The 21,251-nt window shown below is 52.6% G+C and carries 17 protein-coding genes; 7 read left to right on the forward strand and 10 right to left on the reverse strand.

Annotated features, from left to right (window positions below; translation table 11 throughout):
- The first annotated feature begins 59 nt into the window (after positions 1–59).
- Positions 60–509: a YybH family protein gene (locus ACYVHB_RS01610; protein ID WP_461048983.1), complete on the forward strand. Its 450-nt coding sequence runs from the start codon at positions 60–62 to the stop codon at positions 507–509.
- 82 nt (positions 510–591) lie between these two features.
- On the opposite strand, the gene ACYVHB_RS01615 is transcribed toward ACYVHB_RS01610, so the two are convergent.
- Positions 592–2,124 (reverse strand): malate:quinone oxidoreductase, encoded by a 1,533-nt coding sequence (locus ACYVHB_RS01615; RefSeq protein WP_461048985.1) that lies wholly within the window; start codon positions 2,122–2,124, stop codon positions 592–594.
- Between the two features lie 149 nt (positions 2,125–2,273).
- On the opposite strand from ACYVHB_RS01615, the gene ACYVHB_RS01620 reads away from it, so the two are divergent.
- Both ACYVHB_RS01620 and ACYVHB_RS01625 read left to right on the forward strand, forming a co-directional pair.
- Positions 2,274–2,909 carry a hypothetical protein gene (locus ACYVHB_RS01620; RefSeq protein WP_461048986.1) on the forward strand — a complete coding sequence of 212 codons (636 nt, stop codon included), beginning with the start codon at positions 2,274–2,276 and terminating at the stop codon, positions 2,907–2,909.
- Between the two features lie 53 nt (positions 2,910–2,962).
- On the forward strand, positions 2,963–3,583 hold the full coding sequence (locus tag ACYVHB_RS01625) for a hypothetical protein (protein ID WP_461048988.1): 621 nt from the start codon (positions 2,963–2,965) through the stop codon (positions 3,581–3,583).
- Positions 3,584–3,590: 7 nt separating this feature from the next.
- On the opposite strand, the gene ACYVHB_RS01630 is transcribed toward ACYVHB_RS01625, so the two are convergent.
- A complete protein-coding gene (locus tag ACYVHB_RS01630) occupies positions 3,591–5,297 on the reverse strand; it encodes a DUF6909 family protein (RefSeq protein WP_461048990.1) in 1,707 nt (568 codons plus the stop codon).
- 120 nt (positions 5,298–5,417) lie between these two features.
- Here ACYVHB_RS01630 and ACYVHB_RS01635 point away from each other — a divergent pair, with 120 nt between their 5' ends.
- Complete coding sequence (locus tag ACYVHB_RS01635; protein ID WP_461048992.1) at positions 5,418–6,398, forward strand: DUF1028 domain-containing protein; 981 nt, start codon at positions 5,418–5,420, stop codon at positions 6,396–6,398.
- A gap of 43 nt (positions 6,399–6,441) precedes the next feature.
- Here ACYVHB_RS01635 and ACYVHB_RS01640 read toward each other — a convergent pair whose 3' ends face one another.
- From ACYVHB_RS01640 to ACYVHB_RS01650, 3 genes are read right to left on the reverse strand one after another with little or no spacing between them, the layout of a single operon-like run.
- The gene (locus ACYVHB_RS01640) at positions 6,442–7,893 is read right to left on the reverse strand and encodes a TolC family protein (RefSeq protein ID WP_461048994.1); all 1,452 of its coding nucleotides are present in this window, start codon (positions 7,891–7,893) and stop codon (positions 6,442–6,444) included.
- Positions 7,871–11,089 (reverse strand): efflux RND transporter permease subunit, encoded by a 3,219-nt coding sequence (locus ACYVHB_RS01645; protein ID WP_461048996.1) that lies wholly within the window; start codon positions 11,087–11,089, stop codon positions 7,871–7,873. Before ACYVHB_RS01645 ends, ACYVHB_RS01640 begins: the two co-directional genes overlap by 23 nt.
- A gap of 25 nt (positions 11,090–11,114) precedes the next feature.
- On the reverse strand, positions 11,115–12,200 hold the full coding sequence (locus tag ACYVHB_RS01650; RefSeq protein WP_461048997.1) for an efflux RND transporter periplasmic adaptor subunit: 1,086 nt from the start codon (positions 12,198–12,200) through the stop codon (positions 11,115–11,117).
- Between the two features lie 329 nt (positions 12,201–12,529).
- Between ACYVHB_RS01650 and ACYVHB_RS01655 the strand changes: the two genes are divergently transcribed.
- The 3 genes from ACYVHB_RS01655 to ACYVHB_RS01665 are packed head-to-tail and all read left to right on the forward strand — an operon-like array spanning position 12,530 to position 15,628.
- Positions 12,530–13,219, forward strand: a complete 690-nt coding sequence (locus ACYVHB_RS01655; RefSeq protein ID WP_461048999.1) for a response regulator transcription factor — start codon at positions 12,530–12,532, stop codon at positions 13,217–13,219.
- 9 nt (positions 13,220–13,228) lie between these two features.
- Entirely contained in the window at positions 13,229–14,638 is a 1,410-nt protein-coding gene (locus tag ACYVHB_RS01660) for a sensor histidine kinase (protein WP_461049000.1), read from the forward strand.
- Between the two features lie 48 nt (positions 14,639–14,686).
- Positions 14,687–15,628: a DUF2279 domain-containing protein gene (locus tag ACYVHB_RS01665; protein WP_461049002.1), complete on the forward strand. Its 942-nt coding sequence runs from the start codon at positions 14,687–14,689 to the stop codon at positions 15,626–15,628.
- Between the two features lie 72 nt (positions 15,629–15,700).
- Here the strand turns inward: ACYVHB_RS01665 and ACYVHB_RS01670 are convergent, their stop codons facing one another.
- From ACYVHB_RS01670 to ACYVHB_RS01690, 5 genes are all read right to left on the reverse strand, one after another.
- Positions 15,701–16,291 (reverse strand): hypothetical protein, encoded by a 591-nt coding sequence (locus tag ACYVHB_RS01670; protein WP_461049004.1) that lies wholly within the window; start codon positions 16,289–16,291, stop codon positions 15,701–15,703.
- Positions 16,292–16,424: 133 nt separating this feature from the next.
- Positions 16,425–17,300: an HAD-IIA family hydrolase gene (locus ACYVHB_RS01675; protein ID WP_461049006.1), complete on the reverse strand. Its 876-nt coding sequence runs from the start codon at positions 17,298–17,300 to the stop codon at positions 16,425–16,427.
- 135 nt (positions 17,301–17,435) lie between these two features.
- Positions 17,436–18,476 carry an aminoglycoside phosphotransferase/kinase family protein gene (locus ACYVHB_RS01680; protein WP_461049008.1) on the reverse strand — a complete coding sequence of 347 codons (1,041 nt, stop codon included), beginning with the start codon at positions 18,474–18,476 and terminating at the stop codon, positions 17,436–17,438.
- Positions 18,477–18,573: 97 nt separating this feature from the next.
- Entirely contained in the window at positions 18,574–19,917 is a 1,344-nt protein-coding gene (locus ACYVHB_RS01685; protein WP_461049010.1) for a glutamine synthetase family protein, read from the reverse strand.
- Positions 19,918–20,027: 110 nt separating this feature from the next.
- On the reverse strand, positions 20,028–21,074 hold the full coding sequence (locus ACYVHB_RS01690; protein ID WP_461049012.1) for a S1C family serine protease: 1,047 nt from the start codon (positions 21,072–21,074) through the stop codon (positions 20,028–20,030).
- Between the last annotated feature and the right edge of the window lie 177 nt (positions 21,075–21,251).

Raw genomic sequence — 21,251 nt, forward strand, 5'->3', positions numbered from 1 at the left:
AGAGATGAGGTTGCTCATTATTTGGTGAAATTTGGATTCACAATCAAACACTTACCACCATGCGCAACGCACTTTCCTTATCTGTACTACTCTTATTTACGAGCCTGTCGGTCTTTGCCCAGAAAGACATGAAAGCCGATATTATGGCGGCCAACCAAAAATTCATGGACGCTTTTCAAAAAGGAGCAACAACCATGGGCAGCTACTACACGAGTAACGCTACATTGATGCCGCCCAGCAGCGAACCCATCCAGGGTAACACCGCCATTGGTGGATACTGGAAAGGGGGATATGAATCGGGCGTAAAGCGGGCCAAACTCGAAACCATCGAGGCTGAAATGGCAGGTAGTCAGGTTATTGAAACAGGTCGCTACACACTCTACGGAGCCAACGACGCGCAGATGGACGCCGGTAAGTACATTGTGATCTGGAAACAGGAGGGTGGGCAGTGGAAACTTCACCGCGACATCTGGAATACTAACACCCCGCCTGCTATGGCCGCTAAGTAATGTTTGGGGTGTTCAGGGGTATGGGTTTCTAAGTATGTCTGTCTCGAAACGTACACACTTAGAAATTCATACACCTGAAACCTTATCGCGTCACTTCCGGCATCTGCTCTTCTACCGAAAGCCCCAATACCTCGCTGGTGTGCTTCCGCAATTGATGACCAAGTTCCGGATTGTTGGCCAGTACTTGCCCATACGACGGAATCATTTCCTTTAGCTTCTCTTGCCACTCGGCCGAAGCCAGCTTTTCGGGGAAGCATTTTTTGAGCAAATCAAGCATAATCGATACGGCGGTCGAGGCCCCCGGCGAGGCACCCAACAGAGCCGCAATGCTGCCGTCGGCTGCGCTCACGACTTCCGTGCCGAATTCGAGTACGCCCCCTTCTTCCTCATCCTTCTTAATAACCTGCACCCGCTGACCGGCAATCTCCAGTTCCCAATCGCCCATTTTGGCGTTTGGGAAGTACTCGCGCAGGGCCTCCAGTCGGTCCTCCGGCGATTGTAACACCTGCTGAATCAGGTATTTGGTCAGCGAAATATTGTGCAGACCCGCCATGAGCATCGGGGCCATATTGCCCAACTGAATTGATTTTGGCAGGTCTAAATACGAACCACTTTTCAGGAATTTGGTCGAGAAACCGGCGTAGGGTCCGAATAGCAGTTCCTGCTTGCCGTCGATCATGCGCGTGTCGAGGTGCGGCACCGACATGGGCGGAGCACCCACCGACGCCTTGCCGTATACTTTGGCGTGGTGCCGCTCGATCACGTCGCGGTTGAGGCATTTAAGCCACTGCCCGCTCACGGGGAAGCCGCCGTAGCCACGGGCTTCGGGAATGTCCGACTTTTCGAGGAGCCGCAACGAACCGCCCCCGGCCCCAATGAACAGGAAACTCGTTTGCACTTCGCGTGTGTGGCCATCGGCCAAGTTCTCGACTTTGAGTTTCCAGCCACCCAGCGTTTTCGACCGCCACAAATCGCGCACGTCGTAGCCGAAGTGCATCGTGACGCCATCCATCTTCTGCAACTGACTAAACATACAGCGGGTCAGCGAACCAAAATTTACGTCGGTGCCAATGTCCATTTTGGTAGCTGCCACGGGCTGATTCGGGTCGCGGTTTTCCATCACGATGGGCATCCACTCGGCTAATTGCGACGGATCTTCTGAGTACTGCATCCCGTGGAAAAGGTAATTCTGCTGAAGCGCGTCGTAGCGTTTGTGCAGGTAGTTCACGTTCTCTTCGCCCCATACAAAGCTCATGTGCGGAATGGAGCGGATGAAGTTCGGGGCGTCGCTCAGGAAATCCTGCTCGACCAGAAACGACCAGAACTGCTTGGACTGCTCGAACGATTCGGCAATTTTGACTGCCTTTGCCGCGTCAACGGTGCCGTCTTCGCGTTCGGGCGTGTAATTGAGTTCGCAAAAAGCCGAGTGACCCGTTCCGGCGTTGTTCCAGGCGTCGGAGCTTTCGGCGGCTGCACTATCGAGCCGCTCGTAAATCTCGATGGTCAGGTCGGGTTGTAGTTCTTTGAGCATCACGCCGAGGGTAGCGCTCATGATGCCCGCACCGATCAGAATGACGTCGGGACCTTTTTCGGTAGTATGTGTACGTCTTGCCATTATCGTAGCTGGGAGTTCTTCCGTTATCTACAAATTTAATGGGTTAGATGTTCTGTATTTTTGTGATAAATGGCTCATAGAGGTCGGAGTGCTTGTTTTTTAAACATTTATAGCTAAATTTTAGTCAACAAAATAAACGCTCACACACTATGAAAAAGAACTGGATCATTACCCTCATGGCTGGTTTATGGCTGGCTGGTTGTTCACCCAAAGATCTCGCGCCAGCTTCTGTAGTGGCGCCTGCGCCAAACGAAGACGTTAGTGCACTGTATCAACAGTTTCACGGTAAGTACAAGGTAATAACGTCTATCAGCAGTGAAGCATTGGATGTTAATTTAGACGGAATTGCTTCCACTAATATGATGCTGGAGATACCTGAGTTGGTAACGGGTCAGCAGTACTATACAGAACTCCGTATTTATGGTCCTTCTCAGTACAGCTCAACACCGAGTTTTATATTTACACAATGGTGGCCTGAGCAGTACATACGACTTGGAAGCCAAGAATGGGACGGTAACCAGCTACTTGATTATAACTCCAATTACAAGGTGGTTTACCTCAACCAGGGCAGTTACCGTAATTTTTCGTTGTCGCCCGACCTAAAGCAAATCACCGTACAGCCGGACGAAAAAGAAAACCCATTCCGCTGGGTGCGGCCTGAGTCGGTCACGGTAGAAGAAGCCGGTCGCCTTCGGGTCGTGAACAAACGGCGTCTGTACACCCGCGCGGGCGTGAAAGAAGTTGTCATCACAACCGTGTACGAACGCTACACGATGAGTACGTAGCGTAGTTGATAGCAATTGCATTCTCTGATTTTGTAAAAACTCGCGTTTACGTTATGAAAATCAACTGGATTATTTGCTTGCTGGGTGGGATGTGGTTAGCCAGTTGCGCCCCCAAGGACCCCGCGCCTTATGACGATGTACCGACGCTCCATGAAAAATTTCACGGTAAGTACAATGTAATCAGTTCGGTCAGCAACGAAGCAATCGACGTCAATCTGGACGGCAAAGTCTCTACCGACATGACTAAAGAAATTCTTCAGTTAGCCCCAGAATACGGTCAGCAGCTTGAGATACGTATTTATGGCCCTAACAAGAACAACTCAAGAAGGGCGTTCTACTTTATGCAGTATTGGCCTGAGCAGGAAATCTTTATTCCAACCAATAAAACACAGCGGTGGGAAGGCGAACCCATCGAATACCAGCCTGGCCTGATTGTAAATTATCTGAGCAATGCGCTCACCCGTACGTTCTCATTTTCGCCGGATTTAGGTCAACTTCAGGTACAGCCATCACCCGCCGAAAACGCATTTCGGTGGGTATTTCCCCAAAGCGTCACGGTTGATAAAAATACGGATACCATTCAGGTTGTGAACAAACGGCGTCTGTACACCAGCGCGGGTGTAAAAGAGGTTGTCATCACAACGGTGTACGAACGCTATACTATGATTACGTAGCGGGTCATCAATTTTCCCGAAGCACCTTTTCCAGCCACTTCATCGTAATCAGGTACGTCGGTTTCACGCCCTGCGTACCGAGACTGCCGGAGGCCAATGTTGCACCGGTCAGCAGCGGATTGTCCGATGCGTAGTAGGCATAGCGGACTTTGACGTCAGCCGGTACGCTGTTGCGAATTTTCAGGTGCGCCTGAATGGCTTTCTGGTAATGAGCGCCTTCCATTTCCAGCCCCACAGCTTTCCAAGACGAGTTGCGGAAGTAGCTCAGAATGTCTTTGTTCTGTAACGACGTGCCGAGTACCGTAATCATGGCCCCCTCGTAAACGGCCAGCCCGTTGCCCTCAAAATCTTCTTTCCGGAAGTCGTTGTCTAAGGGATAATTGTCGGCGGTGCCTTCAAAAATGTGCGCCGTTGGGATCATCAAATCGCCTTTGCCGCCCGTCAAAATACCCGCTTTGCCCATAATCGTGACCGACGCCACCTTTAGCGCTAACGATTCGCCGTTCAGGTCAAATGGTTTCAGGAGTTCGTCCATTGTCTCAAACGCCTGTTCGCCAAACGCGTAGTCCATAACCAACAACAGCGGCTGATTGGCGTTGATATACGCAGGATCGGGATTGAGGTCGGCGGGTAGCCGCGCCACGTCGCAGTTCGCCAGGTCGATTAACTGCACTAACAGGCTGGTTCCGGCTTTGTCGTTCAGCATGTGCATTCCGTGTTCGGCCGCGTAACTGACCACGCGCTGCCGGAGGTCGCGTTGTGTCGGCTGGCTCAGGGTTATGGCCAGATCGTAGAGGTTATCCCAGGTGGTGAGTCCGGCGAGGGCGGCCGGGGCATACAGGCAGTTCATGACGCTGTGCGGATTGGCACTGATGATGTGCAGTGGCCGATCCTGCAACCCATTTTCCCAGATGTACTCCTTGATGCGCGTGGCCCAGCGTTCGCCGTAAAGGTGCTGCCCAACGCGTTCGCGGAGCATGAGGGTAAAATTGATTTCGCGGTCGGCATTCGATTCGCGCACCTCCCTGATCGACACGCTGCCCAGACCGTACACGATCTGGAACAGACCGTTGTTGGTCCCGGCCGTTTCCTCGAAGCGCTGGTAAACCCGTTGCGTTTCCTCAAACGTCCGGCCCAGAATCGAACTGAGGTACGTCAGCGCCAGTTCACGCTCGTCGTCGGAAACGGTGCCGCCCGACTGAATAATGGCTTCCAGTTTCTCCCATTCGCGGGTTTTGCTACCCCGTTCCTGAAACGCGTTGCGCCGAATTTTGTCGGCTTCCATGAACATAAACGTCAGGTGGGTCAGGATGTCGTAGATTTCGCTGCGGCCGTTGGTTACTTCGATCACCATTTGCTCCTGGTCGATGCGGTAGCAGTTGCGACGGCGTTTGGCCGGTACGAGCACCGGAAAATGGGCGTGCTCGAACCCTTCGCGCGAGGCCAGTGTGATAACCCGGCAGGCTTCGATGCCCTTCGGTAGCCGGTCCATGACGTAGACCAGACCGTCTAATTCAACGCGTTGCGGGTCGCCCATGAGTCCGTAGATTTCCGGTTGCAGGGTGATCAAGGCCCGGCGAATCTCCTCGCCCGAAATGCCCGACGGTTTATAAAAGCCCCGGTTGAACAGGTGCCGCATGGTGATATAAAGTCGTTCGATGGCCACGCGCGATGCCTGAGCACGGGTGAGCGGGGGCGATTGTTGGTCGTTCATGATGCTGTGTAGCGGAGCGGTATTTGGACGCAAGTTACGTGGTCCGGCCCACGAGGACGGTTACGCCCTTGTGAAATTGCGCCTTACCCGTACATTTGACGGCTATAATCAGCAGCCCTCATGCGTACTCTTTTTCTCATCCTTCTGCTTTTCCCACTGTCTGTTTTTGCCCAGCATACGCGCTCGGGTGATCCCTTTGCCCACACCTTTTCAATCGTTGCCCGCGACGAGAAGACCGGCGACTTAGCGGTAGGTGTGCAAAGCCACTGGTTTTCGGTGGGCACGTCGGTGTCGTGGGGCGAAGCGGGCGTGGGCGTCGTAGCTACGCAGTCATTTACCAACAAATCGTTTGGCATTCGCGGCTTGCAACTGCTGAAAAAGGGTAAAACGGCACAACAAGCGTTGGACGAACTGCTCCGTACCGACGAAGGCCGCGACGTTCGGCAGGTGGCCATCGCCGATGCAAAAGGCAACGTAGCGGTGCATACCGGCAAAAAATGCATTGACTTTGCCGGGCATCACAAAGGCAAAAATTACAGCGTCCAGGCTAATATGATGCTGAACAACACCGTCCCGGATGCAATGGCCAAAGCCTTCGAGAAGAACGCCAGCCTGCCCCTGCCGGAGCGGGTACTGAGCGCACTCAACGCGGCACAGGCAGCGGGGGGCGACATTCGCGGTCGGCAGTCGGCGGTGTTGCTGGTGGTGAAAGGGAAAGCGACCGGTGCGCCCTGGGACGATAATCACCTCGTGGACCTGCGCGTGGACGACGCCGACCAACCCCTCACCGAACTAACTCGTTTGCTGCGGGTTCACCGGGCCTACGAGCATATGAACAGGGGCGATCTGGCAACGGAAACCAACGATATGAAAGCCGCCATGCAGGAGTACGGCGCGGCTATGAAACTCTTCCCTAAAAATCTCGAAATGCAGTACTGGACGGCCATTGCGCTGGCAAACACGAAGCAGGTTCCGAAAGCGGCCGGAATGCTGCGCGGTATCTACGCCCAGGATGCCAACTGGCGCGAACTGACCCGCCGGTTACCCAAAGTCGGATTGCTAACCGTATCCAGTGCGGAACTGGCGCAGTTGATCCGGTGATTAAGAGAGTTTTGCGGTCCAATTCGTTAAGTCAATCGCTTAACTACTTCCAGCCGCCACCCAATGCCCGATACATACTGACCATGGCGTTCAACTGCTGCACTTTGGTTTCAATAAGCTGAAATCGGGACTCCAGCGCATCCCGTTGGGTAAACAGGACTTCCGTGTAGTCGGCCCGGGCCGAGTTGAAAAGCGTATTGGAGATCGTTACCGACTGCGTAAGGGCTTCTACCTGCTTCGCTTTGGTATCGTAACTTTTTTCTAAGTTACTGATATTGGATAGCTGATTGGCCACTTCGACGTAGGCACTCAGCACCGTGCGTTCGTAGTTCAACACGGCCTGCTTTTGGCGAGCCGTTGCACTGTTGTACTCAGCCGTGATGCCGTACCGGTTCACTAAAGGGCCGGTCAGCGCACCAGCCAGCGAGAAAATCAGCGACTCCGGGGCTTTCAGCAGCAGCATCAGATTATAGGCGCTGAAGCCCAAACCCGCCGAAATGTTGAGCGTCGGGTAGAAGTTGGCCCGTGCCACCTGCACGTCTAATTTCGCGGCTGCCAGGTCGAGTTCGGCCCGCCGAACGTCGGGCCGATTCAGTAATAGCTGCGACGGAATACCGGCCAGCATGGTCTGAGGAACCAGCGTGCTAAAGTCGGGCGAACTCCGCTGCAGCGGCTGTGAAAACCGACCCACCAGAAAATTGATCCGGTTCTCGGTTTCCACAATTCGCTGCTGAATACCGTACTGAAGGCCCTGCGTGTTCAGCACCTGGGCCTCAAACCGGCGTACGGCCAGTTCGGTAACGCGGGTCGCTTCTTTCTGCGTTCGTACCAATTGCAGGGCGTTGGTTTGAATGCCAATGTTCTGCTGAACGATAGCCAGTTCATTATCAAGCCCCAGCAATTCGTAGTAGGCGGTTGCGATCTCGGCCACCAGATTGGTCACCATAAAATTCCGCCCTTCCGCACTCGACTGATAGCGGGTGACGGCCGCTTTTTTGGCGTTCCGAAGCTTGCGCCAGATGTCTACCTCCCACGTAGCCACCGGCCCGACCATGAAATTCGTCAGCGGGTCGGGGGTGCGCACAGACGGCTTGATTTCGGTAGCGTCTACCGTTGCGCCGGGCAGGGTATAACGCCCCACTTTATCGACGCTTGCCCCGCCCTGCAATGCCACAAACGGGCGGTACGCTCCCGTCCGGGCCAGCACCTCGTTCTGGGCAATCTGGAGTTCCTGCGTGGTGATGTTCAGCTCCTGGTTGTTCTTCAGGGCCAGCTCAATCAGGTCTCTCAGGTTCGGGTCGGCATAAAATTGCTGCCGAGCCACATTCCCCGAATTGAGCGAATCCGCCGACGCATTGGCATACGTACCGGGCACCTCCCGGTTTTCTCTCTGGAGAATCAACGCCGGGGTTTTGCAGGCCGCAAAAGCGAGCGACAAACAAGCAATCGGTACACCGACGCGGATCAGGCGTTTATATATGAATTTTGTCAACATGATTCGTACTTTCTTCAGGTTGTGAAAACGTGTCTACCGAATGAACCAGGCCTTCGGTCAGCGAATGGTCTTCTTCATCCTTAATTAGTTGACGGCCATCGGCCAGCGAGCCAAAGATGTAATACAGGCCAGGGATGATGATGACCCCAAAAATGGTTCCGAACAACATACCCCCCATGGCCGACGCGCCAATGGTCCGGTTCCCAATCGCACCGGCTCCCGTTGCACTGATTAACGGGATCAGGCCAGCCACAAAGGCGAACGAGGTCATCAGAATCGGGCGGAAACGAACCCTGGCTCCTTCAATGGCTGCGTCCAGAATAGTGGCTCCCTGTTGGCGCTTCTGCACGGCAAACTCGACGATCAGAACGGCGTTTTTACCCAGCAGCCCGACCAGCATGATAAGCCCGATCTGGGCGTAGATGTTGTTTTCCAGCCCCATGAGCTTCAGCAACAGAAACGAACCAAATACCCCAACCGGCAGCGAGAGCACCACCGCCAGCGGAATGATAAAGCTCTCATATTGAGCAGCCAGCACAAAATAAACGAAGGCCAGCACAATCAGGAACACATACAGCGCTTCATTGCCCCGGCCTGCTTCGTCGTAGGAAAGGCCTTCAAAAGCGATATCGTACCCTCTTGGCAACGTTTTGGCGGAAACTTCCCGGATGGCCTGTATGGCGTCGGCCGTGGTATATCCTTTGGCCGGTAGCCCCTGAATAGCGGCTGAATTATACAGGTTGAACCGGGTAATTTCGTTGGGTCCCTGGCCTTTCTTCAGCTTCATGAAGGCCGAGTAGGGCACCATTTCGCCCGCATCGTTTTTGACAAAAAGCTTCAACAGATCCGACGGAAGCCGTCTGAAACTGGGATCGGACTGCACGTACACTTTAAAGAACTGGTTGTACTTGATAAACCCCTGCTCGTAGGTACTGCCAATCAGAATGTTGAGGTTATCCATCGCTTTGCCGATTGACACGCCTTTCTGCATGGCTAAGTTATTGTCGATCTCCAGGTCGTACTGTGGATAATTGGCGGCAAAAAAGGTAAACAGGCCGGTAAGCTCTTTCCGCTTGCCCAGATTGTCCATGAACTGCTTGTTGATCTTATCGAACTCGCTGTAGTCCGTATCGGAGGTTTTGTCCAGCAAGCGCATCGAAAAACCGCCCGACGTACCAAATCCCGGAATAGCGGGCGGCTCGAAGAATTCGACGGTAGCCCCGAGGTTTCTCGATTTCTGTTCCAGCTCTTCCATAATCTCCTTCACGTTGTGCTCACGTTCCGACCAGGTTTTCAGGTTAATCAGACATGTACCGGCGTTGGACCCCCGGCCTTCGGTCATGATCTCATACCCAGCCAGCGACGATACGGATTCGATGCCCGGAACTTCCTCACAAATTTTCTGGAGCCGTCGGGAAACCTCGTTGGTTTTTTCTAAAGTAGAACCCGGTGGCGTCTGGATAATGGCGTAAATCGTACTCTGGTCTTCGTTGGGAATAAAACCGGCGGGCAGCACTTTATTCACGAATACGGTTCCCAGACAGAACGCCACCAATACGCCGAACGTAACGACGCGTCGGCTGACGATTAATTTTAACAGACCCACGTACCAACCGGTCATTTTATCGAATCCCTGGTTGAACCGGTCGAGTGCTTTGGCCAGCCCGTTTTTCTTCCGAACGTGTCCGTGATGATTTTTCAACAGCATGGCGCACAATACGGGGGTAAGCGTGAGGGCGATCAGGGCCGAGATCACAATGGAACTGGCCATGGTGATGGAGAATTGCCGGTAGAACGTACCAACCGGACCCGACATAAAGGAGATGGGCAGAAACACCGACACCATGACGGCCGTGATCGCGATGATGGCTCCGCTGATCTCACCAAGCACCTTTTTAACCGCACCAAAAGGCGTTAGATGCGGCTCTTCGTCCATCTTGGCGTGCACGGCCTCGACCACCACAATGGCATCATCGACTACAATACCAATGGCCAGCACTAAGGCAAAGAGCGTAATCAGGTTGATGGAGATGCCAAAAAACTGAATCACGAAAAACGCCCCGATCAGCGATACCGGCACCGCCAAAATCGGTATTAGGGTCGAACGCCAGTCGCCCAGGAATATAAAAACAACTAAGGCAACCAGCAGAAACGCATCGCGCAGTGTATCGATTACCTGCTCGATTGACGCATCGAGGAAGTTGGACACGTCGTAGCTGATTTTGTAGTCTACGCCTGGCGGAAACGAGGCTTTCATGACGTCGAGCTTTGCTTTTACTTCGGCAATGACATCACTGGCATTACTGCCATAGTTTTGCCGCAACACAATGGCGGCCGACGGATGGCCATCTAAGTTGGAATAGATATCGAAGAATTCACTCCCCAGTTCTACCCGGCCTATATCCTTCAGGTGAATGCTTTCGCCAGCGGCATTGGCCCGGATAATGATCCCTTCATACTCCTCCGGCTTGTTATACCGGCCCTTGTAGGTGAGCACATATTCGAGCGACTGAGCCGCGATGCCAGAGCTTTGACCAATTCGGCCGGGTCGGCCAATAATGCTTTGCTCCCCAATGGCCTTCATCACTTCGTCTACGGAGATGTTATAGGCCCGCATCCGCTCCGGGTTTAGCCAAACGCGCATGGCATAGCGCCGACTGCCCAATATTTGTGCCCTGGCTACCCCTTTGGTCCGCTGAATTTCAGGGATCATTTTAACGGTAGCGTAGTTGAACAGGAATTTTTCGTCAATGCTCTTTTCCTTGGAGTAGAGGTTGACGTACATCAGCATACTGGGCTGAACGGGCGAAATAATAACCCCTTCCCTTTGTACTAATTCGGGCAGGAGCGGCATCACCTGATCCACCCTGGTTTTTACCCGAATAACAGCGACGTTTGGGTCCGTACCCGGTTCAAAAATAATTCGGAGGGTTGCTTCACCGGCACTGGTAGCATCCGTAGCGATGTACCGCATGTCCTGAACGCCGTTGATTGCCTGTTCCAGGGTAATCAACGTGGATTTAACCAGGACGTCGGCACTGGAGCCGGGATAGGCAATAAATATATTGACCGTGGTGGGGGCAATGTCGGGAAATTGCGAGATGGGTAACCTCGTGATCGCCAGCGTACCGACAAAGACGATCATGATCGATATGACGATGGCAAATACTGGTCTGCGTATGAATTTTGAAAACATGTCTGCTCTTTTTTAGGATAGCTGGTTACTCGGCGTACAGACTTAAGTGAGCGATAACAGCGTCAGGCTGCATAAATTTGACGTGTATTTTTTCGTTTTCTTTTACCTGACGTAAGCCTTCGAGCAGAATCCGGTCCTCTTTCTTTAGACCAGATTTAACGACAAAAATGTGAGGCATTTCGGCGGCTATGGTGATCTCCCTCGATCGAATCACGTTGTCTTTATCCACCACGTACACATACTTTTTTTCCAGAACTTCGAAGGTGGCTTTCTGCGGGATAATCAGCGCATTTTTAAGCGGCACGGTCATGCGGACATTACCAGTTTCGCCGTGGCGCAGCAGGCCATTGGGGTTGGGAAACGTGGCCCGGAACGCAATGTTGCCGGTTTCGTTGTTGAAGTCGGCTTCGATAGTTTGCACCTGGCCGGGATGGGGAAACAGTTCGTTATTCGCCATCATCAGGCTTACGTGCGTTATGTTGTCTTTCTGGGTGTGGGTTTTGAAGTTGAGGTACTCGGCTTCCGGTACGTTGAAATACACCCACATTTTGCTGTTGTCGGACAGCGTCGTCAGTAAATCGCCCTCATCGACGAGGCTTCCCTGCCGAACCTGAAAGTGATCCATCATGCCCGGAAAAGGTGCCCTGATTCTGGTGAATCCCAGATGCGTTTCGGCAAGGTCTACTTCGGCTTTTGCCTTATCTAATTTGGCGTCAGACATGGCCAGTTCGTTGGGAGCCACAATCTTGCTGTCTGCCAGTTTTTTGGTGTTCTGGTATTCGATGTCGGCAAACTTAGCTTCGGCCTGGGCTTTGTGCAGTTCGGCTTCGTACAGCTTGGGCATGATCTGAAACATGAGCTGCCCCTGGCTGATGCGCTGGCCCTCATCAACAAAAATGTTCTGGATGTAGCCCCGTTGCTGCGCTCTTAATTCGATGTGGCGTATCGCATGAATTTGGCACACGTAGTCCTTAGTGATTGTCGTATCCCTCTTCAAAGGACTGGTAACCAAATAGTTGACCTCTTCTTCCTTTTTTTCTTCTGCGTTTGTTGAGCAGCCAGTCGTGTACAGCACGGCACACAAGCTCAGGAGGATAGGAATTCTTTTCATACTGGTCTTATTGTTAAAAAAATGATTTGCCTACAGTTTCACTCCGTGTCCGTACGTTTATGAGCAGAGTCCGTGCTGATGAATTAATCGTCCGGGTCCGTACCAAATGACCCAGCGGGTTAACAGTTCAGCTTCCAATTGTGTAGAATCAAAAATAAATTGTACTAAATTTATATTCTCTTACGCGCTCTGTTTACTGCCTCAAAAGTATGTTTCTCTGCTCTTACCGGGATTAAGGAATCCTTAAGGCCGGATTAGAAGTTCTTAAAGAGACTTCTTTACGGAAAAGCCCACCTTAATTTTGGTACTTTCCCAAGCTGTTACAAATCATGAAGATATTGGTGGTAGAAGATGAAATTAAGCTGGCGATGTCTCTAAAAAGGGGCTTGGAGGAATACGGCTTCCAAACATCCGTAGCCTTGGACGGTGCCGCTGCCCGAAAAGCCGTCGAGTTCGGTGAGATAAACCTGATTATTATGGATGTGAATTTGCCCGATGTTAATGGCTATGATCTTTGCCGGGATATTCGTGCCCGCAATAACCCCGTGCCCATTATTATGCTGACGGCACTGGGCACGATTGAAAATAAGCTGTCGGGGTTCGATGCCGGGGCCGACGACTACCTACTGAAGCCTTTTGAGTTTAGTGAGTTGCTGGCTCGTATCCAGGTTAATCGGAAACGCAGTTTGCAACCCTACAGTCTGGAGGGGAGCAGCCAACTGACAATGGCCGATCTGCTGCTTGATCTGCGCGAAAAAACAGTGAGTCGGGCGGGGCGACCCATTAATGTGACACCGCGCGAGTTATCCCTGCTGGAGTATTTTTTGCGTAATCCCGGAATGGTGCTAAGCCGGAGTGAGATTGCCGAAAATGTGTGGGACACCCCGTTCGATAGCGGGACAAATCTGATTGACGTGTACATTAACTCGCTCCGAAAAAAGATTGACAGAGACTACCCGGCCAAGCTGATTCACACCCGAAAAGGCATCGGATTTATGATGAAAGAAGTTATTGATTAAGACACGGGTATGAACCTCAGGACTCGACTTGCACTCACGTTTATCATTGCCGTATCACCCGTACTGCTGCTGTTTCTGGCTTATTTCTACTATTACTTCTACCGCTCAATGCAGGAGGATTTTTCCGATACGCTCAGGAATCGGGGTATCACCATGACCCATCTTCTGTTAGAAAAAAAGGCGTTTAGTGGGTCCCTGCTTCGGCGCATCGACGAAGACACGTACACGACGTACTCTAACCGGCGGGTTGCCATATACGATGTGCACGACAAGTTGTTGTATGACAGTGGTGAGTTAAACAACCTGCATAAGGGTAAGGCTGGCCTCATCATAACACCCGCCCTGCTGGCTCAAATTGCCCGGCAGAAAGAGGTACAGATTGCTGACGGACCCCGTTCGGGAATCGGTCTGTTACTGCATCAACCAAATGGCTATTACCACAAAGTTGTCTCGTATGCCATTGACGACTACGGAAGGAATAAACTCCGGGGGGCTATTTTGGTATCGGCAGCTTCTTTTTTGGTGGCGTTTTTGGTTGTGATTGTGCTGAGCCAGCTTTTCGCCGGGCGGTCCATCAAGCCCATCGCCGATATGATTCAGCAGATTGAACGAATCAGCGTGTCGAATATGGAAGCCCGCCTGGTCTCCCGGAACAATGGGGATGAACTGGCCCGTCTGGCGGCTACTTTTAATGAGATGCTCGACCGGATTTCAAACTTCGAAATGCAGCGAAGCTTTGTCTCGAACGCATCTCACGAACTGCGGACACCGCTTACCCTGATTACCAATCAAATTGAGGTTGCCCTGATCAAACCCCGAACGGATGCAGAATACCGGGAAATGCTGCGGTCCATCCTCGAAGATATTGATAAGCTCAATGCGCTGTCTAACGGCTTGCTCGAACTGGCTCAGTTTGACGTAAAACACATGCAGGTCACCTGGTCAACGCTTGATCTGGACGAAGTGCTTTACGAAGCGGTGGCCACTATACTCCACAAACACCCCGACTACAACGTCACGTTTATGACTGATTTGCAGGATGAGGATGCATCACTGCCGTCAGTACAAATCAGGGCTGAAGCGTCATTATTAACGATGGCTTTCATAAACCTGATCGAAAACGGCTGCAAATTCTCGCCCGACCATCAGGCCCGCATTAGGCTGGTAATCAGCCCCGCGACGGTAGAAGCCACCATTGAAGATCGGGGCATTGGTATCGCTGTCTCTGAACTCGACTATATTTTTCAGCCGTTTTACCGGGCCACTAACGCCAAGGTTATTAAAGGCAATGGCATTGGTCTATCCCTAACCGAAAAAATTATTAAGCTGCACGGCGGCTCCATCGCGGTTCGATCCCAGCTCAACGTCGGCACTACTTTCGTTATTTCGCTGCCGCGTGATCCTCAGGGGAAAGAATGAACTCTGGGGAGACCTAAAACCGGTCACAATGAGACGTACTTTTGACCCATGAAACAACGGCTTTATGCCTTCCTGCTTAGCTGGTTGCTGATGGTGTCCGTTAGGGCGCAACCGGTGCCGCTACCGCTTTCCTCACCTGCCTCAACCGATCAGTCGGGCATTCGGCAGGGGCGATTCATTGGCGTAGTGGCTGGCACGGCGGCCTTTTATGCCATTACATTGTTGGTGCTTCGTAAGCAGTGGTACAAAAAGCGGGTGCCGTTTCATAGTTTCAACGACAATGGCGAATGGCTGCAGATGGACAAGGTGGGTCACACGGCTACGGCTTACTGCATGAGCCGGGGCGGCTATGAACTTATGCGCTGGAGTGGCGTTAACGAGCGGGCCAGTATTCTGACGGGTGGTTTGCTGGCACTGCTGTTCCAGACAACGCTCGAAGTGTACGACGGCCACGCCGAAGGATGGGGGTTTTCTAAAGGGGACATGCTGGCCAACGTTGCCGGTACGGCTCTTTTCATGGGGCAGCAGTACGGAGCCGGGCAACAGATAGTGAGCATGAAATACGGATTTCGAAAAACGATTTTTCCGCCGTACCGACCCAACTTGCTGGGTAAAACAACAGGTCAGCAGATGCTCAAAGATTACAATGGGCAGCAGTATTGGCTATCGGTCAATCTGGCGTCGGTACTACCGGTTGGCCCCCAATTTCCACGCTGGCTCAATCTGGATGTGGGCTACAGCGGCAGCGGTATGATTGGTGGCCACGAAAATCCTAAAGCGTTCGACGCAGCCGGTAACGAAATTAAATTTGAGCGGTACCGGCAATTCTTTGTCTCGCCCGACGCTGATTTGTCACGCATCGGTACATTCTCTCCCTCACTACAGCGGTTTATCGGCACGGCGCAGTTCTTCAAAATTCCGGCTCCATCGGTGGAGTTTAATCGGATAAAAGGCGTCCGGTTTCATCCACTGCTTTTATCTAAAGAGTGAAAGGGTCAACGAGTGAAAGAGCGAAAACCAGTCAGTGCCATTCGCTCTTTCACTCGTTGACCCTTTTACTCTTTACTTCCGGCCACCGCCGATGTCAAAGCCAACTTTAACGCCTAAGTAGGCGTTTTCACTGGTTACTCTCGTCGTTCCTAATGTGGCTGACGTAGTGGGTGCTGCGTTGTATTCGACAGCCGCCACGAAGTGGCCTGCTTTGATACCGCCCCGGATCATCCCACCAAACTTGGTATCGCTGACAAAATTGACCGTTTGAGGATTCTGTGCATTATTGTCAACAACTACCGTACCAGCGGCCGCGACGCTGTAAACACCAATGCCAGCCCCCAGAAAAGGCCGGATACCTCCTTTCCCAAACAAGTAATTGCCCGTGATTAAAGCCGAATTAAACGCGCCCACATCACTGGTCGTTGTGTTGCCGCTTACCTGAATTCCTCGGGCTACAATAGCCGTTTCCAGTCGAAGACCAATATCAAAATTGTCAGTGATACCGTACTTAGGCTCCACTGCCAACAGTAAGCCACCCGAAACACCGGCGTTGAGGGGCTTAGCAACACCTACTGATAGGTTTACTTTAAACGGTTTATACTCCTGAGCGGCAGCCGACAGCGCGGCCAGCATGAACAGTCCTGCAAGGTAGTTTTTCATAACTGTGAATGATTTATTTGTGAATGGTAAACGCCTACGTGACGTTATGGGCTGTTTAACTACACTCACCGTTATCTTGTTCAAACCCGTCAGTTGTTGACCGCTGAAATGAATCCGAGATCCTTGCGCCAGTTCATTCCGAAATAACCACCGATTCGCAGACGTAGGTTGGAATGATTCCTGTGCTACGAATCTGGATTTCGGCGTCCTGCGGCTGGGTGTTACCGGTGAGCACCAGCACCGTATCTAACCCAAATTTGTTGCCGCCGAGAATGTCGGTGCGGAGCGTATCGCCCACCATCAGCACGTCGCGTTTGCTTATGGGTTTGGCCGAACCGTTGCCGGGGAGGGTAAGGTGCTCCAGCCGTTCGTAAGCAAACATAAACAGTTGCGCGTCGGGTTTGCCAAACCGGATAAACTGCTTACCCACGATGGTTTCGATCATTTCGGCCACGGCCCCGATGGCGATGGCAATGCGGGTTTTGGAGACCGGATACGTCTCGTCGGTGTTGGCTACGATAACCGGAATGTTGCGTTTACGGAGCAGATTCACGGTTTTGTTGAGGTCGGTGTTCCAGTCGAAACCTTCGTCGTCCAACAGCACCAGCGCGTTGATGTCGCCTACGTCACCCAAGTCAACCTGGCTAATGGGCAGTGTTTTAAGATCGGTCGTTTCGAGGTAATGGGCCGAGCTTTCCGTGCCGAGGTACGCCACCGTACCGTGATTTACTTTCAGGTCTAAGTATTCCCGCGCCAGCATTCCCGACGAAATAATCCGGTCGGGTGAGATGGCGTAGGAACCCGTCCGGTGGTATGATTCGGCGAGTTCCTGCGGGCTGCGCGAAGCATCGTTGGTCAGGATGTAAAATTCTTTCCCCGTCGACCGCAGCCAGGCAAAGGTGTTTTCAATTCCGGGCAATAATCCTTCGTAGTTTTTCAGTACGCCAAACGCATCGAAAAAAATTACTTTGTAGCCAGATGCTACCGCTTTAAAATCATCGAGTTGCATGGGGTAACGCGGATAGAAATTCGTGTAAGATTTAATTCGACGTATTTCCCTCAGCGGAACGCCGGACCGTCTCGCCCTATGGGAGAGGGGCCGGGGCGGTCCGGCGTTCCGCTGAGGGATGCTTACAGAAATTCATCAAATACCCAGCGCCTTCAAAATCTTCTCGGCGTCGAACTGCTCGATGGACGGGAAGTAGATTTCGTAGGCTTCCTGTTGCAGCTTGATGGCGTAGGTACGGTGAAAAAAATAGCGGCCGTATTTGATGACGTAGTTGAGAATAAAAAACCGGAACGCTTCGGGCAGAAACCGGATCTCGTTTTCCGTGAGCGGATACACCCGGTGGTACTGCTGCAAAAACAGCATGAACCGGTCTTCCATCAGCGGGCCGATGCCGTAGCTAAACACGGTTCGGTCGCCAAGGTCCGATACAACGCGGCTGAAAAAATAAAAATCCATGACCCGGTAGCTGATGCGGAACCAGTCATAATCCCAGCGCGAATACAGTTCGAGGTTATCCGTTACGGAAAAGTTGCCGATGTTCCAATCCATAAATACGGGCATTGTTTCAACCGTACCGGCCACGAGTTTCTGACGGTTGGTCAGGAACAGCTCGCACTGACGCTTGAGTTCGTCGGTGTGCATCCGGTGCTCAAACTGCCCCGTTTCGGTGTCTAACAGGTCAATTAGATCCCAGATGTCGGAGCGCAGCGTCTTCGATGATTTGGGCAGTACCGGGCTTACTCGTGAGCAGGCTTTGTGAAATCGGGCAATCTGCCTGCCTAATTCCCGAATGTGGTGTTCGTCTAACCGGCGGGGCAGTTTCTGCTGAATGCGGATGGGATTATAAAACACGACCCACGCATCAATAAAACCATCCTGATGGCGATATGTATAGACTTGCCCGTCACGCACCAATGATTTAGCCAGCACGTTTTCGAACGGATACAGCAGATTGTTAGCCAGCACGTGAATGATTCGATGGTCTTCCAGAAAGTGTTCGTATTTACCAAAATACGACAACTTAGCAATGATCGTGTCGCCGTCCTCAAACGTAACTTTGAACACGTGGTTAGTCGAAACACGAGCGCTGATGTCCTCGATGGTGTGAATAAGCCCGGACGCATCGAAGCCCGCCCAGGCTTTCCGGATAATGGTTGGGTAATCGACGAGACGCATGAAAGAGGTTGGGGTTTGTGGTTTTTGAGTTTGTGCGGTTCCCCGCCGGGATTTGTAGTTCCTCCGGCGTCAGCCAACTACAAACCACAAACCGTTTTTATATGATTTCAAAATACCGCTTCAACTCCCAGTCGCTGACCTGCCGGGCGTATTGCCGCCACTCCCAGTCGCGGGTGCGAACGAAGTGGTCAACAAATTCCGCACCGAACAGTTCGGCCGCAATAACAGAGCCAGTCATGGCGCGGGTAGCTTCGGCTAAGTTGGCGGGCAGCACCCCGTACTGCTTGTCGGCGTATCCGTTACCCATCGACGCCGGAGTTTCTAAGGTAAGCCGGTGCCGAATGCCGTATAGCCCCGACGCCAGTGCAGCAGCCAGCGCCAGATACGGGTTCGTGTCGGCCCCCGACACGCGGTGCTCCACGCGGGTGAGGGCTTCGTTTCGGTTAAGCACCCGCAACGCCGTGGTGCGATTATCGACCGACCAGGTTAGTGTCGTCGGTGCCCACGCACCTTCCACCAGTCGCTTGTAGCTGTTGATGGTAGGGGCAAACATGGGCGTAATATGGGGCAGGCAATGCAACTGACCGGCAATAAACTGCCGCATCAAATCGCTCATACGGTTTGGCTGGTTTGTCTCAAAAAACAGGTTTTGCGTCTGCTCCGGGTTCCATAGGCTCTGGTGAATATGGCCGCTGCACCCCGGCAGGTCGGCATTCCATTTGGCCATGAACGTAGCCACGATCCCGTGCCGGTACGCAATTTCTTTAACCGACGTCTTGAACAAAGCCGCTTTGTCGGCCGCCCGAACAACCTCATCGTGCGCAATGGCCGCTTCGTAAACACCCGGTCCGGTTTCGGTGTGCAGCCCTTCGAGGGGAATGTCGAACTGAGTTAGGTGGTCGAACAGATCGTGGTAAAAAGCGCTTTCGAGCGAGGGCCGCAGAATGGAGTAGCCAAACATGCCGGGCGTGAGCGGGTCCAACTGCCGAAAGCCTTTTTCCTGTAAACTATGCGGTGTTTCGCGAAAGTTAAACCACTCAAACTCCTGCGCGTATTCTGGGTGGTAGCCCATGGCGCGGCACTGTTCGGCGACGCGTTTGAGCAGCGAACGCGGGCAGGCCGCTACGGTGTCGAACTCAGCCAGAAAAAACGGAATGTCGTCTTCCCACGGAATTTGCCGGAACGTGGCCAGATCAACCCGCACCGACGCATCAGGATAGCCTGACTGCCAGCCGGTTGTGCGGCCGTTGTCGTAGGGGGTATCAGCCGAATCCCATCCCCAAACCACGTCGCAGAAGCCGTAGCCATCGGCCAGCCCGTCCAGAAACTTTTGACGACTAATGACTTTGCCCCGCAAAACACCGTCGATATCGGTGAAAGCAAACTTGATTTTGGGCGCGTCAAGCTGATTAATGAGGTCAATGGTGGCTTGCTGATTCATGCGATTGGGTGACGTCGCCCGATCCGTAGCTGACAACGAAAGGCCGGGCGACGCAAATGATTCCACGAAGCGCGAAAGGTACTAAAATCTGCCGCACCAGCGTAGCAATCTCACCTAATCTCCCCCGGCGTCACCATTATGCCCTTCTGGCGATTCTCGCGTAGCACGGTTAGTTGCACGCGTCGGCCAATGGTGTCGTCCGTCAGCAGCCGGTGCAAATCATCGACCGTAGCGACAGATTGACCGTTGAAGCCCACAATGATATCACCCTGTAGTAACTCGCCATTACCGGCTACGCCATCGGCCTCGACGCTGACCACCATTACACCCGTTTTGGCCGATAGCTGGTTATACTGTTTAATCCGCTCCGTCAGGTTAATAAGTTGGCCGGCAATGCCTAAATAACCCCGTCGAACGCGCCCTTCCAGAATAAGTTTTCCCGCAACGAATGCCGCTAAATTTGATGATACGGCGAAACAAATGCCCTGCGCGGGTAGAATCACGGCCGTGTTAACGCCAATTACGTCGCCGTTGGAATTGAGCAATGGCCCACCTGAATTTCCGGGGTTCAGGGCCGCATCGGTCTGAATGACGTCGTCGATGAGTCGCCCCGACTCCGAACGCAGTGTCCGGCCGAGGGCACTCACGACACCAGCCGTCAGCGAATACTGGAAACCATACGGATTTCCAATGGCAATGGCAATCTGACCCACCTGCACCTGCTTAGAGTCAGCAAATCGAATGGCCTTCAGCCCGTCGGCATCAATCTTTAGCACGGCAATGTCGGTCGCCGGATCGCGCCCAATCAGCGTGGCGTCGACTTCATGCCCCGGTCCGTCGCCACGGTCTGGTAGATTCACGTCGATTTGGGTGGCACCGGCTACCACATGGTTGTTGGTGATGAGGTAGCCGTCAGTTGAGATGATGAATCCCGATCCGGTGCCTTCGCCATCGCCGTTTGGCCGTCGGCGTCCTGATGCTGACGTATTACCAGCCGCCGGCCGGCCGCTGACCTTGATCTGAACGACCGATGGGCTAACTTTTTTGGCTACATTTACAACTGTACCCGAGTAAGCATCCAACAGCGCTGGATCCTGATTGACCGGCTGTCCGGACTGCCCGGCCGACCCACTAAAATTGACAAAGTACGTATCCATACGTATGATTGTTTACGAAAGAATGAGCCACCTTCACGATCTGTTCCAATAGTTGTTTACCCCGAATTTTAACGAAGACTTCCGTCATTATGTCATATTCTTGCGGTACATGTAGGGTAAAAGAAAAAATTGGTGGCCATTAAAGAACCAATAAAAATATAATCGGTAAAAAAGTCA

The sequence above is a fragment of the Spirosoma arcticum genome, assembly GCF_054779955.1.

What these genes read in the sequence shown, in the direction of transcription:
- ACYVHB_RS01635 (WP_461048992.1), top strand. Translation starts at nt 5,418, where the DNA reads ATGCGTACTCTTTTTCTCATCCTTCTGCTTTTCCCACTGTCTGTTTTT.
- ACYVHB_RS01645 (WP_461048996.1), bottom strand. Translation starts at nt 11,089, where the DNA reads ATGTTTTCAAAATTCATACGCAGACCAGTATTTGCCATCGTCATATCG.
- ACYVHB_RS01630 (WP_461048990.1), bottom strand. Translation starts at nt 5,297, where the DNA reads ATGAACGACCAACAATCGCCCCCGCTCACCCGTGCTCAGGCATCGCGC.
- ACYVHB_RS01685 (WP_461049010.1), bottom strand. Translation starts at nt 19,917, where the DNA reads ATGAATCAGCAAGCCACCATTGACCTCATTAATCAGCTTGACGCGCCC.
- ACYVHB_RS01665 (WP_461049002.1), top strand. Translation starts at nt 14,687, where the DNA reads ATGAAACAACGGCTTTATGCCTTCCTGCTTAGCTGGTTGCTGATGGTG.
- ACYVHB_RS01615 (WP_461048985.1), bottom strand. Translation starts at nt 2,124, where the DNA reads ATGGCAAGACGTACACATACTACCGAAAAAGGTCCCGACGTCATTCTG.
- ACYVHB_RS01680 (WP_461049008.1), bottom strand. Translation starts at nt 18,476, where the DNA reads ATGCGTCTCGTCGATTACCCAACCATTATCCGGAAAGCCTGGGCGGGC.
- ACYVHB_RS01620 (WP_461048986.1), top strand. Translation starts at nt 2,274, where the DNA reads ATGAAAAAGAACTGGATCATTACCCTCATGGCTGGTTTATGGCTGGCT.
- ACYVHB_RS01660 (WP_461049000.1), top strand. Translation starts at nt 13,229, where the DNA reads ATGAACCTCAGGACTCGACTTGCACTCACGTTTATCATTGCCGTATCA.
- ACYVHB_RS01650 (WP_461048997.1), bottom strand. Translation starts at nt 12,200, where the DNA reads ATGAAAAGAATTCCTATCCTCCTGAGCTTGTGTGCCGTGCTGTACACG.
- ACYVHB_RS01655 (WP_461048999.1), top strand. Translation starts at nt 12,530, where the DNA reads ATGAAGATATTGGTGGTAGAAGATGAAATTAAGCTGGCGATGTCTCTA.
- ACYVHB_RS01670 (WP_461049004.1), bottom strand. Translation starts at nt 16,291, where the DNA reads ATGAAAAACTACCTTGCAGGACTGTTCATGCTGGCCGCGCTGTCGGCT.
- ACYVHB_RS01690 (WP_461049012.1), bottom strand. Translation starts at nt 21,074, where the DNA reads ATGGATACGTACTTTGTCAATTTTAGTGGGTCGGCCGGGCAGTCCGGA.
- ACYVHB_RS01625 (WP_461048988.1), top strand. Translation starts at nt 2,963, where the DNA reads ATGAAAATCAACTGGATTATTTGCTTGCTGGGTGGGATGTGGTTAGCC.
- ACYVHB_RS01675 (WP_461049006.1), bottom strand. Translation starts at nt 17,300, where the DNA reads ATGCAACTCGATGATTTTAAAGCGGTAGCATCTGGCTACAAAGTAATT.
- ACYVHB_RS01640 (WP_461048994.1), bottom strand. Translation starts at nt 7,893, where the DNA reads ATGTTGACAAAATTCATATATAAACGCCTGATCCGCGTCGGTGTACCG.
- ACYVHB_RS01610 (WP_461048983.1), top strand. Translation starts at nt 60, where the DNA reads ATGCGCAACGCACTTTCCTTATCTGTACTACTCTTATTTACGAGCCTG.